This is a genomic window from Pseudohongiella sp. (assembly GCF_040877505.1).
Taxonomy (GTDB): Bacteria; Pseudomonadota; Gammaproteobacteria; order Pseudomonadales; family Pseudohongiellaceae; genus Pseudohongiella.
The window spans coordinates 88,720-102,722 of the sequence record NZ_JBBDNQ010000046.1; the positions used below are offsets into that span (position 1 = coordinate 88,720).

Genomic DNA, 14,003 nt, shown 5'->3' on the forward strand with positions numbered 1-14,003 from the left:
TTTACTGTGGCGGATACTCAATCCCCAACTGTTCAAGGTAGGAGTCATAACGACTGGGGTCGTAGTAGAACTCGCGCATCAAGGGTCGCATCTGATCCATGATTTCCTTGTTCAAATGAATGCCTGGCATGTCATCTTCGGTGAGTACCGGATCGTACGACATGCCCTGCAGCTGCTCATTTTCAAAGTAGTCCCTGGCAGCGGCGACAAGCGAGGGATCAGTGAGCAAATCCAGCGTGGTCAGAGCCACCGCCTTGGCACCGGCAACGGCGCCCTTGTGCGCGATGGGTGTCGCCATGGCCATGGCCGCAGTGACGTGATGGCCGGTGGTGTAAGGCACATTGGATGGATAACGGATGGTGATGGTGGGCACGTTCCACATGATGTCACCGATGTCATCCGATCCGCCGCCACGGGCCGAACCGGGTGGCAGCGGATCGCGCAAGGGCTCAATGTCGGTTGCCAGCAGCTCTTCGTCTTCATCCGTCCCCCTGTTCATATAGGGAACAAAGGAGGTCGTGGTTTCACGCTTGATGGCATTCGCAAAGGCGATATCGTCCTCACTCCACTTTGGATGGCCGACAATCATAAAATTCTTGTGAGCAGCTTCGGCCATGGGGCGGTTACCATGCTGTGGTGCCGCGTATCCCAATACCCGTCGCGTAACTTCAGTGCCACTGGCCATGGCAGCCGCTTCGGAGATCGTATTGCCAATCTCGAACAGATTACGGATGCCCTCAAACGTGGTATCACGGAAAAAGTACCAGACCGAGGCCTCGCCCGGGACGATATTCGGCTGACCGCCGCCATTGGTGATGACGTAGTGTGAGCGTTGAGTCAGTGGCAAATGCTCACGGCGCATGTTCCAGGAAATGTTCATGATTTCCACGGCGTCCAGTGCGCTGCGGCCAGCCCAGGGGGCGCCTGCCGCGTGTGACGTACTACCTTCGAAAGAGTACTCCACGGACACCATGCCATTGCCACCGGACGGGCCCCACGAGGTCGACAGCGAGCGTGATACATGGGTGAAGATATTGGCGTCGACATCATCAAAAATGCCGTCACGTACAAAGAATGCCTTGGTCGCCAGCAGCTCTTCGGCCACACCGGGCCACAACATCAATTCACCTTCGATATCGTGCTCAAGCATCAGTTCTTTGACACTGAGCGCGGCGGCAACCATGGCAGGCATGCCGGAGTTGTGGCCTTCACCGTGCCCGGGTGCGCCGCGCACCAGTGGCTCGATGGTGGGTTGGCCGGGGATCTGGGACAGGCCCAGCAGGCCATCGATGTCACTGCCCAGGCCAATCTTGGGGCCGCCGTCGCCATTTTTCCAGGTCGCTGTCCAGGCGGTGGGGATGCCGGCAATGCCTTGTACAATCTCAAAGCCGTTCTCTTCCAGAATATTGGTAATGTAGGCTGAAGTTTCAAACTCCTGAAACCCGGGCTCCGCGAATGAAAAGATGGAATCCACCATCTCCTGAACCAGCTTGGCGCGCTGATCGACCAGATCCATCGCCGATTCTTTAAGTTCAGTAATGTCTTGCGCAGCTGCCAGTGATGACAAAAACATGGTCGCAGCGACGGCTGCGGCCAACGCCCGTTGCCGGATCGGTGGCCTGCCAAAAAGTTTACGTTGTCCAATCATATGTCTCTCCTGGTCACATCAAGACCGCGGTTATCGTTAGTAAAGGCGTATGCCTGTCATTGATAAAGCATGATCTGTACCAGATGTATAAGTAACGCTATTGATAAACTGAAAATTATGGCTAGCGGAAGACGATGCAGCAGAAAAGCGTGATGGCGAGATTTTTGGTGGATAAAAAGAGCTTTACGTTATGAACTGATTAATCAGGTACGGGAGGCGGTATAAAACACCGGCACCATATTAAAGCGCAGCCGGTATATTTGTTGTCTGATTGTGCAGTCTATGTCGTTAGCTGGCTTCCCAGAGAACTGCGATAGGCGCTGATCGCAGGGATCAATGCCAGCAAGGCAGCGACCACCAGGATAACAAGGGCGAAGAAAAGGCTTTGCTGATTGATCGGGTTCTGGCTTATGAAAATACCAAAGCGCATGCTGAGAAAATCCTGACCTGCGGAGGTGACCAAAAACAGTAGCGCAAAGCCGGACAATATGCCTAGCGCAGTGATAAGCACGGCTTCGGCTTCCACCAGCAATAATATCGAACGCGATGGCATGCCTACCGCGCGGTACAGGAAAATTTCGTGGCGACGCTCGCGCATCGAAGACAGTAGCATAGTGGAGAGTCCTGTCAGCGAGGAAATCAACACCAGTACCGAGATGACCAGCAGTATGTTCTCTACCATACCCATCATTTGCCATAACTCGGCCAGTGCGACCCCGGGCAGAGCCCCGGTCAACGGTTCCGACGGATATTCGTTTACCGCCTGTTGCAGGGCAAACACCGCTGCGCGGTTGTGCAGGCCGACAAATGCGGCCGTGATCTGGGAGGGTTGCACAGCGTTCGCTACACTGGAGAATGTATCAGGGGCGGCGGCAGACCCGGATTGCAAATGTTTCGCATGCGTATCTTCTTCATGCGCATGGTCTTCATCGTGCTCGTGCTCATGCCCGTGCTCGTGTTCATAGTCTTCTTCGTCTACTGCGTGTTGATGAGTCGCGACATTGCCATGTGCCGACTCAAGCCCCTGCAGGGTTACATGCACCGCCTGATCAACAGGCGTGCCCGTGGCCGTCAGAATGCCGGATACAGTGAATTGCACATTGTCGTGGTTCTGGAAGCTGGTGGTGCCAACGCCGTGAGACAGGGTCAGCGTGTCACCGGTTTGATAGCCCAGCTCGCGTGCGACATCGGCACCAATGACAGCATCATGAACCGATGCGAACACACCGCCACTGTCGAATGCCAGACTCTGCCGCTGTCCGAACTGATAGTGTTCAAAATAGTCATTATTGGTGCCAACCACCCTGAATCCCTGATGCGAGTCGCCCAGTGAAACCGGAATGATCCAGGCGACACGATTGTCGCTCTTGATCAGTTCGAAGCTCTCCCAGGAGATACCATTTCCCGGGTAACCAATCCTGAACACGGAATACAACATCAGGTTAATCTGACTGGTTCGTGGGCCGATGATAAGATCGACACCGGAGATTGTACGGTCGAAGCTGCTTTGTGCCTGGTTGCGAACATGCGCCACACCGGCGGCAATGAAAACGCTGATGCAGATCGTGACAATAGTCAGAAACACACTCACCCGACGTTCCAACAGGCTTTTCCACGCAAGGTTAAACAGCATCATGTTCACTCCGCTGCGCGGCTTTATTGAGATCAGCAATGCGCTGGACGTGATCAAAATGTGGTATCAGTTGCCGGTCGTGGCTAACAAAAATAATGGACGCGCCGCTGCGTTCGCGAGTGGACAAGAGTAAGCGTATAAAGTTGTCTCTGGTCTCTTCATCCAGCGCCGAGGTAGGTTCATCGGCGATAATCAGAGAAGGATCATTGATTATCGCGCGCGCAATCGCGGCGCGCTGCTGTTGCCCGGCACTGAGCTGGTCGGCCCGGCGCGACAGTAGCGCCGGTGCCAGTGACAGGGATGCCATGATGTCTTCCACTTTGTTGCGGAACACAGACGTCTTCATTCCGGTCAGCGAAGCTGAAACGAGAATGTTGGTGTAAATATCAAGGTACGGTATCAGGTTGAACTGCTGGAAGATGAACCCTATGTTTTGCGCCCGGAACGTATCACGCTGGCGATTGCTCAATCGGGCAAGGTTGGTATTGAGCACCTCGACGGTGCCCGTATCCGGCAGCATCAGGCCACCAATTATTTTAAGTAGTGTGGATTTTCCGGAACCCGAAGCGCCCAGCAGAAATACGCTTCGGTCATTTGAGAGGGTGAACTGTGGCACAGTCAGCACCGGTTTATCCGCACCGGGCCAGGTAAAGCACAGATCGTTTAACGCGACAACATTGCCCATTAGTGAGCTCCCCGGATGCCTGCCAGGTCGATTGACAGGCACCATGAAGATTCAGGAAATACTTGGAAAGCGTTTTGCATGACTCAGTGGGTGCTCCCTGAATAAATGTGTTCACAAACATCGCTATCAAGCAAAAGGTCTGCCATATGAATCAACTTGGTGAATTTTCGACGATAAAACCGGACAGGGTGTTGTGCTTGTGGACAGCATTGATCTGTCTTCTTTGCACACCCATGGTGCTGGCTGATACCTACCGGGAACTGGACTGGCTGGACCTGCTGACCGAAGCTGACCGGCAGGCCTTGATGGCGCAGCCCATCCAGCAGCATGAACCCGAAGAGGGTGGGGCGCAGGCCGCACTGGGTGCGGGGCGCGATGACATTTACAGTGACGCCCAGGCATCGGATGTCTGGCAGTCGGTTGAGGTTGTCGAGACTCTGGATGGTGAACGTGTGCGGTTGCCCGGGTTTATTGTGCCGCTTGAGTACAACGAAGACAGGCGGGTGACTGAGTTCTTTCTGGTGCCCTATTTCGGCGCCTGCATTCACACGCCGGCACCGCCACCCAATCAGATCATTCACGTTACCCTGGACTCCGGTTACGATTTGCCGTCCATCTACGAGCCGTATGTGATCTCCGGTGAGATGGAGATATCGATGACGTATAACGAAATCGGAATTTCGGCCTATTCGATACATGCGGACTCCGTTACAGAATACCGGCGGCGATAATTGCCGCCGGTGCATTTCACCATCAGGTTGTTATTCGGGTAGACAGTCTGGTTGGCGGTCTGGTTGGTAGTCAGGTTGACAGTCAGTCAGACTGATAATGTTCAGATCAGCAACATTGACGCAGATGATACCTTCATCTGCGTGCTTACCCTGAGCCTTCAGCCATACCCTTCCCCCGTCAGGGGCAACGCGGTCAGTCAACAGTATTCCTCTGACTTTGTTATATCTCCCCCGAGTGACGCTGACGACAAAGATCAGGGCGTCGGGCGTTACCGGATTCCAGTAATCCGCATCAGTAAAACTGGGATCCTGATGTCCCGAGCTGTTGTCGCGTCGTCTGGATGCCCATCCGGTGTAGGGGCTTTCATGTTCCTCTTTGTCAATCTGGATATAGGTTTCGTTAAGCACATCCCGTGCGCGCTGGCGATAAATGCCCCGGCTAGCAGCTTCGGCGCATAGTTCGATGCATTTGGCGGGGGACAGTTCATGCAATTGGCGAAGGATGTTCAACGTGTCCGTGTCGGCGCAAAGACCTTTATCATAAATCTCCTTGACACACTCCGGTAGCCGCAACAGGCCGAGGTGCGAGCTGACAAATTTGGTGGACTTGCCCAGCCGTTTGGCAATGTCCACCTGCTTCCAGTCGTCGTCGACAAAACGTTGCAGAGCCTTGGCGATCTCCAGCGCAGTCAGGTTGTCTCGCTGAATGTTTTCAATCAGTTCGCCGGCAGTTTCGTCCAGAAGACTTTGGGCCTTGTCGTTAACAATGATGTCGATCTCGGCAATGCCCGCGTGTTTGCAGGCACGCCAGCGTCGCTCGCCTTTCTGAATGACATACTTACCCTGATCATTGCGTGGAGAAACAATGATGGGGGTTTGTTGTCCTTCAGTCAGCAGAGAATCGGCCAGGGAATCAATGTTGCGAAATTCCTGTCTGACCTGAGGCTTGGACTCCACCTCATCGACGCTGACACTCAATATCATCCGGGACGTTCTGTGCGACCTGGCTGAGTTGGAGGTACCTTGAATATTCTGAATATCGTCTGAATTATCGCTCGCGAGTGATCTCATTACCTTATCCCGGGGTTGTCAGAGTCAGAGCGTGATGCTTCTAAATGCCTGCATAAAACAGGCCAAGACGATATTGGCCGGGGTTGTCCTCAGGTTTTCGGCTCTTTCTGCCCGAAACTCCGGATCCGGAGCGCTGAAAAATTACGCATGCGTAAGCAACAGGCACCAAGAAGGGGAGATTTGACCGCCATCGCACTACCGAATGCCGTGTAACGGCGTTTTTCACCTGATGGACATCCTGCTGTCGCCGACCAGGTCCTGGCAATGGTGTCCGTTTGTGTGTGCGCAAACGGGATCTAATACTGGTATGAACAGTAGTCAAAATATCACGCCATAATTTTAGTTGGTATGTATGTTGCTTTTCGTTATTAAAAATCTGATCTGTAGAACTGACGGAGGGTATGAAATCATCGTGACCATACAAGTAGGCAGGCTTAAGTATGCGAAAACCCATGAGTGGGTGCGGGAAGAAAATGCTGGTACGGCGATTGTCGGAATCAGCGCTCATGCACAAAGCCTGTTGGGTGACGTAGTGTTTGTGGAATTACCGGCACCCGGCACCTGCGTCAAGCGCCAGGAAAGTATCGCTGTGATTGAATCGGTGAAGGCAGCGTCAGATGTCTACGCACCGGTGTCGGGGGTGATCCTGAAGGTTAACGATGACGTCGTGAACTCGCCAGAGCTGATAAATGAGTCTCCTCTTGAACGTGGCTGGCTGTTCAGTATGCAACTGGACGATGCCACTGAGCTGGATGAACTAATGGACGGGGAGGTTTATCAGGATGAGCACGATTCTGCATTTTCGTAACTGGCATGAGTCCAGGGCAACGTCAAAACGCCCGTCATTGACGCAGCTTGAACACGCCGGCGAATTCATCAGGCGGCACATAGGCCCGGATGAATTTGAGCAACAGCAGATGCTGAGCCAGATCGGCTACGATTCGCTGGAGGCGCTGGTGAACGCGACGGTTCCGGCCAACATACGTATGGCCCGGGCACTGAGTCTGACGGGACCGATGACGGAAAGTGCCGCGCTGGAGAAACTGAAGAGTCTTGTCGCTGACGACAGCCTGATGCGTTCATTTATCGGGATGGGCTACTACCCGAGCAAAACGCCAGGCGTCATTCAGCGCAATGTGCTGGAGAACCCGGGCTGGTACACGGCATACACACCGTATCAACCGGAAATATCTCAGGGGCGGCTGGAGTGTCTGCTTAATTTTCAACAAATGATCCTCGATATGACGGCCATGGACATTGCCAACGCCTCATTGTTGGATGAAGCTACGGCCGCGGCCGAAGGCATGGCGCTGGCCCGCCGAGTGGCAACCAACCGGGCCAGTAATACCTTCTTTGTCGACAAGCGTTGTTTCCCGCAGACAATAGACGTGGTTCGCACGCGCGCCCGTGGTTTTGGCATCGATATAGTTGTCGATGATATAGGCACAATGGTTGAGCATGATGTGTTCGGCGTATTGCTGCAGTATCCGGGCAGCATGGGGCAGGTGACAGACCCGACCTCAAGCATAGAAGCAGTTCACGCGCAGGGAGGGATTGCGGTCGTGGCGACTGACCTGCTGAGCCTTGCACTACTGAAGCCGCCGGGCGAAATGGGCGCTGACGTCGTGGTGGGGAGCAGCCAGCGCTTTGGTGTACCCATGGGCTACGGTGGGCCCCACGCCGCATTCTTTGCCGTGCGTGATGCCTACAAGCGCGCAGTGCCAGGTCGCATCATCGGGGTGTCGGTGGACTCCCGAGGCAAGGTGGGACTGCGCATGGCATTGCAGACCCGAGAGCAGCATATCCGTCGCGAGCGGGCCAACAGCAATATTTGCACCTCACAGGTTTTACTCGCCAATGTCGCGGTGTTGTACGCAATGTACCATGGACCTGAGGGCATCAGACGTATTGCCGAACGCGTGCATCGACTGACCAGTATCCTGGCCCAGGGGTTGATCGACAGTGGCCTCGTGCCGCACAACACAACGTGGTTCGATACTCTGACGCTGCATTTTGATGTCCGCGACGGCGAGGCGGCCATGCATCGTGCCAAAGCGGCCGGCATCAATCTGCGCCTGGATTGCCCGGCAGGCACCCAACTGGGGGTCAGCCTGGATGAATGCACTACGACTGCTGACGTCGTCCGGTTGTGGCAGGTTTTATTGGGAGACAAGGCCAGCAGTCTTTGTGTTGAGAACCTGGACGCAAAGATTGTTGCGCACGGGGTTTCAGGCGGTATACCGGCTGAAACGGTGCGCCAATCCTCCTACCTGCAACATGCCTTTTTCAACAGTTACCACAGCGAAACCGATATGATGCGTTATCTTCGACGGCTGGAAGGTCGGGATATCGCACTGAACCACTCCATGATCGCATTGGGGTCCTGCACCATGAAGCTGAATGCGGCGGCAGAAATGACGCCGATACTGTGGCCGGAGTTCAGCCAGCCACATCCGTTCGTGCCGTTGGAGCAGGTGTCCGGTTATGTGGCCATGATCGCTGATCTGGAGTCCATGCTGGCTGAAATTACCGGTTTTCATACGGTAAGCATGCAGCCGAATTCGGGTGCGCAAGGTGAGTACGCCGGGTTACTGACCATACGCAAGTATCTGGACAGTATTGACCAGAAGCAGCGTGACATTTGTCTGATTCCCCAGTCTGCACACGGCACCAATCCGGCCAGTGCACAGATGATTGGCATGCAAGTCGTGATTGTCGAATGCGATGAAGACGGCAACATTGATACCGGCGATCTGCGTGAAAAGATCGCAAAATTCGGTCCCAGAGTGGCGGCGCTGATGCTGACCTATCCGTCAACGCACGGCGTTTACGAAGTCTCTGTCAAAGAAGTGTGCCAGATGGTCCACGCGTGTGGCGGCCAGGTATACATGGATGGCGCCAACATGAACGCTCAGGTCGCCATCACGCGTCCAGGTGACATTGGTGCCGATGTCGCACACGTCAATTTGCACAAAACCTTCTGCATACCTCATGGTGGCGGTGGGCCCGGCATGGGCCCAATCGGTGTCAAGAAACACCTGGTACCTTTTTTGCCGGACCACTGCGTTGTATCGTCAGGCAAAAGCTGGATAGGCAATTCTGCGGTGTCTGCTGCGCCCTGGGGTAGCGCCAGCATTCTGCCAATTTCATGGATGTACATCAGCATGATGGGCGAGCAAGGTTTGCTGCGGGCGACGCAGGTGGCAATTCTGAATGCCAACTACATCGCCAGTCGGCTATCGGACCAGTATCCGATTCTTTATACCGGCAACAAAGGTCTGGTTGCTCATGAATGCATTGTTGACCTGCGCGCGTTGAAGGAGAGTTCCGGCGTCTCGGACGAGGATGTTGCGAAGCGATTGATGGACTTTGGTTTTCATGCGCCCACCATGTCATTCCCGGTCGCTGGTACGTTGATGATTGAGCCCACCGAGAGCGAATCATTGGCCGAACTTGATCGGTTCATCGACGCCATGCTCTTCATTCGGGAGGAAATAGCAGCCATAGAGCGTGGTGACATGGCGCGCGACAATAACCCGTTGAAGAATGCGCCGCACACGCTGGCGGACATCATGGATGAAGGCTGGAATAAACCCTACAGTAAAGCGCAGGCAGTATTTCCCCTGCCCTGGCTGCATGAAAACAAGTACTGGCCACCGGTAAACCGTATTAACAATGTGCACGGGGACCGGGTGTTGCTGTGCAGTTGCCCGGATACTGATGTCTATCGCTGACGGATTTGCCCCGGCGCGCACGCCCTGGCGACATTGTGACCTGCCTGGCAAGTCAGGACGAGAAGTCGTGTTCCGGGAATCGATTTCAGTTCTGGACATGTTCAAAGTGGGTGTGGGCCCCAGCAGTTCTCATACACTAGGGCCCTGGGTCGCTGCCCGTCGTTTTGTGGCGACAGTGTTGGCAGGCGGTCACCGCGTTAGCCAGGTAAAGGTTTTCCTGTACGGCTCCCTCGCTAAAACAGGTAAAGGACATGGCACTGATATCGCTATTCTGATGGGGCTGTGTGATGAAGATCCGGTGACTTGCAATCTTGATAGTCTGGGCAGCGTCATCGATAGTATCCGTCAGCAAAAAATCTTTCGCTTTGGCGGTGTACAGTCATTGGCATTCGATCCCTATACTGACCTTGTATTCTGTCATGACGAATCGCTGCCCCGGCACCCCAATGGCATGCGTTTTGTGGCTGAACTTGTGAGTGGTGCGTCGATAACTGACGTGTACTATTCGGTTGGCGGTGGTTTTGTCAGTCATGAACAGGAACTGGATCAACAAAGCAGTACACTGGTTCTGCTGCCATACCCCATTGAGTGCGCAGCAGACCTGGCTGACTGGTGCTGCAGCAGCGGTATGTCAATCTCGGGCGTGGTGGCCGAAAACGAGAAAGCCTGGCGCGAGCCGAACGCAACCCGACAACAGGTACTGGCTATCTGGGAAGTGATGCGAACCTGCATATTCAAAGGCTGTCATATCGGCGGCGAACTGCCCGGCGGGTTGCGTGTCGAACGCCGGGCGTACGGACTCAACCAGCGTCTGTTAAATGGTAACGAGTGCCCTGACTACAACAGCTGGTGCATCGCCATTGCCAGCGGCGGGCAAGGGTTTGCTTATACGCTGGACTGGCTTAGCTGCTTTGCACTGGCAGTTAATGAACAGAACGCGGCGTTCGGACGGGTCGTAACAGCACCAACCAATGGCGCGGCCGGCGTGATTCCTGCTGTATTACAGTACATGTTGATATTTGATGACCCTGACGATAGCGACGCTATGGCGGTGAAATTCCTGTTGACGGCCTCGGAAATTGGCTGCCTGTTCAAGAAAAGAGCCACAATTTCTGCGGCCATGGGGGGGTGTCAGGCCGAGATCGGTGTTTCTTCGGCCATGGCCGCCGCTGCATTGACGGAGTGCCGAGGCGGCAGCGCGGCGCAATGTCTGATGGCCGCCGAAATTGCTATGGAGCATCACCTGGGGATGACCTGTGATCCGGTCAGGGGGCTGGTTCAGGTACCCTGCATCGAACGCAATGTCATGGGTGCGATCAAGGCTATCACTGCCAGCCAGTTGGCACTGTCCGGCAGCCCGGATAAGGCGCGGGTGTCGCTGGATGCGGTGATACATACCATGTGGGAAACCGCTCAGGACATGAACCACAAGTACAAAGAAACCTCCGACGGCGGCCTGGCCACTGCGATTCCTGCCAGTCTGAGCGAGTGCTGACGGACGACGTCAACAGTTCTGTGTTGACAGCATATTTACGCAGATACCGGTGTTTCCTGAGCCCGGCACGTGAACCTGGCAAACAAAACGCACTCGACGCGGTCTAATGATATCCAGAATCAGTTATTGGGGGTACATCATGGCAGGTGGTTGGTCTCGCGACGGTGCCGTACAGGATCAGATTGACGCCAGTGTCGAAGAGGCGGTCGAGCGAGCGCGGCTGGGCCTGGCCACAGGTATGAGCGCCGAGGCCTGCGAGGAGTGCGGTAAAAAAATACCCGAAGCTCGACGCCAGGCCATTCCCGGAGTGCAATTATGCATCAGCTGTCAGTCTGAGCTTGAAGAGGTAGAATCCGGTGCGCCAGGTATCAACCGGCGTGGAAGCAAAGACAGCCAGCTGCGATAACGTTACGCAGTCACCCGGCTGCCAGAGTCGCGCTATACCCTGCCCAATAGTACCAAGACTAGCAGAATTACAACCACTACACCCACTGCGCCGCTGGGTCCATAACCCCAGCTCCTGCTATGCGGCCAGGCCGGGATAGCACCAACCAGTATGAGAATAAGTACGATCAAGAGAATTGTTCCGACGCCCATGTGCCGCTACTCCTTGTAGTCGCTGCTGGTTTGCGTGGCACTGACTGTTGCCCCGCGTGCGCCAAGTATATTGCCAGACCGGTCGGCGAGACGTTATCGTTACAAAGCTAAGGTGTGTACCTGGGCTGGCAAGCCCGATCAATCAGCCATCCTTTCCCACTTCCGCCAATAATTATCCGTTTTCGCTACTTCTGGGATGCATCAAATTTCATAAAGCACTGATATATAGAATAAAAATATTATGGCTTGGAAATTGCTGGCCTCTTAAAGAGATAAAAAAGAAAGGGCAGGCGCTGACAAATGTGTTAATAAGTTAACACTCAAGGTTGAGCTCATTGCGTAATTGACTTATCGTTATCCCTGCCGCAGAGAACGGCGCACAACGAAAATAATGGAATAACAATATGGCGATGGATAGAGTTATCCAGAAGCAGGGAAGACCTTGGTGGCAATGGGTTATCGGCCTGGTTGTTGCTATCGTGTTGATCTGGTTTGTGTACCAGACCGTCTCCAGTGCCTCTATACGTACCGCGCGTGTTCCTCTCAATCAATTGATCATAGGCAGTGTGCAAATGGGCACACTGGAAGATGTTGTTTCTGTCAGGGGCACAGTTCAGCCGCTGAACAGTGTGTTCCTGGATGCCGTCAACGGTGGTGTCGTGGAACGCATCTTTGTTGACGAGGGTGCTTTCGTCGAGGCTGGTCAGCCCATTCTGCAGTTAAGCAACACATCGCTACGCCTGAGTGTCGCCGGTAATGATACCCAGATTACGGAGCAGCTCAATAACCTCACCAATATCGCCAACGGTCTGGAAACGACTCAACTCAATACTGAACGCGAAATCATCAATACTGAGTACCGCATCGTCACTCTGGAGCGTCAGATGCAGCGACAACAGGAGCTGGTGAACGATCGCATGATTTCGCAGGAAGATTTTGATGCCATCGTTGATGAACTTGAGTATCAGAACCGGCTGTTGGCCAACACCGTGGCCCGGCAGAAGCTGGAGGACCGCATTCGAGAGGATCGGCAATTGCGGATTGCCCGGCAGATAGAGAAACTGGAAGAAAACCTGACTCTGTCCCAGAGCAGCTTTGAAAGCCTGCTGGTGCGTGCCCCGATCACCGGACAACTGACCTCGCTGCCGGTTCAGATTGGAGAAAGCAAAGCCAATGGCGAACGCCTTGGCCAGATTGATGTGGTGAACCAGTACAAGATCGCAGCCCAGGTGGACGAGTTCTATGTGTCCCGTGTTGCCCCGGGTCAGGAAGCGCGATTTGTTCTGGCCGGCAATGACTATAGTGTGCTGATCGACAGGGTTTACCCGGAGATCAGCAGTGGCCTCTTCACCATTGACCTGATCTTTAACGCGGCTGTGCCGGAAACCCTGCGCCGCGGACAAACCCTGCAACTGGAGCTGGTTCTGGGCAGCCCACAGGAAACACTGCTGCTGCCAGTGGGCAGCTTTGTGCAGGAAACGGGTGGCAATTGGGTGTTTGTGCTCGATGATGCTGGCGAAAATGCCTATCGCCGTGAAATAAGTGTGGGTCGACGCAACAACCATTTCATTGAAGTGAGGGAAGGATTGAGCGCAGGCGAGCGAGTGATTACCTCCGGGTATGGCTCCATTGCCGGAGCCGACCGTGTTCAGTTAAGTCAATAAAAAAGTGTGACAACAGGGAACGCAGACGATGATTAAACTCGAGAAAATTTGCAAGGTACACCGCACGGAAGACATTGAAACGGCCGCGTTGGATGACATCAATCTGACGGTAGAAAAAGGCGAGTTCGTTTCCATCATGGGCCCCTCCGGTTGCGGCAAGTCCACGCTGTTGAATATGCTTGGGCTGCTGGACACCCCCAGTAGTGGCCATTACTTTTTTAATGGCGAAGATCTTGCCGGGTATAATGAGTCGCAACGGGCCAGTATTCGTAAGGAAAATATTGGCGTAATCTTTCAGAGTTTTAATTTGATTGATGAACTCACCGTCGCACAAAACGTAGACCTGGCGCTGTTATATCAAAAGGTGCCTGCCGCCGAACGCAAAGCCCGGGTTGACACGGTTCTCAAACGCGTCGCCATTGATCACCGCAGCAAGCATTACCCCCAGCAACTGTCAGGCGGTCAGCAGCAGCGTGTTGCGATTGCCCGTGCCATCGTCACCAACCCAAAAGTTCTGCTCGCGGATGAACCGACCGGTAATCTGGATACCAAAAACGGTGACGAGGTAATGGCTCTGCTTAAGGAGCTGAACCATGAAGGGGCTACGGTCATCATGGTGACGCACTCGGAACACTATGCGGCTTACGGCACACGAGTGGTTCGTTTGCTCGACGGCCAGATAGTTGACGCCAATGCCAAAGCGGACGCAGACGCCGTTCTGTGATCGGCGTCTCCCATTAAAACA

General features: G+C 54.3%; 12 protein-coding genes. 7 read left to right on the forward strand and 5 right to left on the reverse strand.

The annotated features are described in order from the left end of the window. Position 1 precedes the first annotated feature (1 nt). From WD071_RS17185 to WD071_RS17195, 3 genes are all read right to left on the reverse strand, one after another. Positions 2 to 1,648, reverse strand: a complete 1,647-nt coding sequence (locus tag WD071_RS17185) for a peptidase dimerization domain-containing protein (protein WP_368049634.1) — start codon at positions 1,646 to 1,648, stop codon at positions 2 to 4. A 280-nt stretch (positions 1,649 to 1,928) separates the two neighbouring features. Continuing rightward, entirely contained in the window at positions 1,929 to 3,284 is a 1,356-nt protein-coding gene (locus tag WD071_RS17190; RefSeq protein ID WP_368049635.1) for an ABC transporter permease, read from the reverse strand. Next, positions 3,271 to 3,966 (reverse strand): ABC transporter ATP-binding protein, encoded by a 696-nt coding sequence (locus tag WD071_RS17195; protein WP_368049636.1) that lies wholly within the window; start codon positions 3,964 to 3,966, stop codon positions 3,271 to 3,273. The genes WD071_RS17190 and WD071_RS17195 overlap by 14 nt, the downstream gene beginning before the upstream one ends. A gap of 146 nt (positions 3,967 to 4,112) precedes the next feature. Between WD071_RS17195 and WD071_RS17200 the strand changes: the two genes are divergently transcribed. After that, a complete protein-coding gene (locus WD071_RS17200; protein ID WP_368049637.1) occupies positions 4,113 to 4,697 on the forward strand; it encodes a DUF3299 domain-containing protein in 585 nt (194 codons plus the stop codon). A 30-nt stretch (positions 4,698 to 4,727) separates the two neighbouring features. Here WD071_RS17200 and WD071_RS17205 read toward each other — a convergent pair whose 3' ends face one another. After that, a complete protein-coding gene (locus WD071_RS17205) occupies positions 4,728 to 5,768 on the reverse strand; it encodes a ParB/RepB/Spo0J family partition protein (protein WP_368049638.1) in 1,041 nt (346 codons plus the stop codon). 412 nt (positions 5,769 to 6,180) lie between these two features. Between WD071_RS17205 and gcvH the strand changes: the two genes are divergently transcribed. From gcvH to WD071_RS17225, 4 genes are all read left to right on the forward strand, one after another. Then, positions 6,181 to 6,576, forward strand: a complete 396-nt coding sequence (gene gcvH, locus WD071_RS17210) for a glycine cleavage system protein GcvH (RefSeq protein WP_368049639.1) — start codon at positions 6,181 to 6,183, stop codon at positions 6,574 to 6,576. Next, positions 6,551 to 9,502: an aminomethyl-transferring glycine dehydrogenase gene (gene gcvP, locus WD071_RS17215; protein ID WP_368049640.1), complete on the forward strand. Its 2,952-nt coding sequence runs from the start codon at positions 6,551 to 6,553 to the stop codon at positions 9,500 to 9,502. Before gcvH ends, gcvP begins: the two co-directional genes overlap by 26 nt. Continuing rightward, the gene (locus WD071_RS17220) at positions 9,489 to 10,997 is read left to right on the forward strand and encodes an L-serine ammonia-lyase (RefSeq protein ID WP_368049641.1); all 1,509 of its coding nucleotides are present in this window, start codon (positions 9,489 to 9,491) and stop codon (positions 10,995 to 10,997) included. Before gcvP ends, WD071_RS17220 begins: the two co-directional genes overlap by 14 nt. 139 nt (positions 10,998 to 11,136) lie before the next feature. Further along, positions 11,137 to 11,403 (forward strand): DksA/TraR family C4-type zinc finger protein, encoded by a 267-nt coding sequence (locus WD071_RS17225; RefSeq protein ID WP_368049717.1) that lies wholly within the window; start codon positions 11,137 to 11,139, stop codon positions 11,401 to 11,403. Between the two features lie 32 nt (positions 11,404 to 11,435). On the opposite strand, the gene WD071_RS17230 is transcribed toward WD071_RS17225, so the two are convergent. Beyond that, positions 11,436 to 11,594: a DUF3309 family protein gene (locus tag WD071_RS17230; protein WP_368049642.1), complete on the reverse strand. Its 159-nt coding sequence runs from the start codon at positions 11,592 to 11,594 to the stop codon at positions 11,436 to 11,438. A gap of 404 nt (positions 11,595 to 11,998) precedes the next feature. On the opposite strand from WD071_RS17230, the gene WD071_RS17235 reads away from it, so the two are divergent. Further along, a complete protein-coding gene (locus WD071_RS17235) occupies positions 11,999 to 13,258 on the forward strand; it encodes an efflux RND transporter periplasmic adaptor subunit (protein WP_368049643.1) in 1,260 nt (419 codons plus the stop codon). Positions 13,259 to 13,286: 28 nt separating this feature from the next. Continuing rightward, entirely contained in the window at positions 13,287 to 13,982 is a 696-nt protein-coding gene (locus WD071_RS17240) for an ABC transporter ATP-binding protein (protein WP_368049644.1), read from the forward strand. The last annotated feature ends 21 nt before the right edge of the window (positions 13,983 to 14,003 follow it).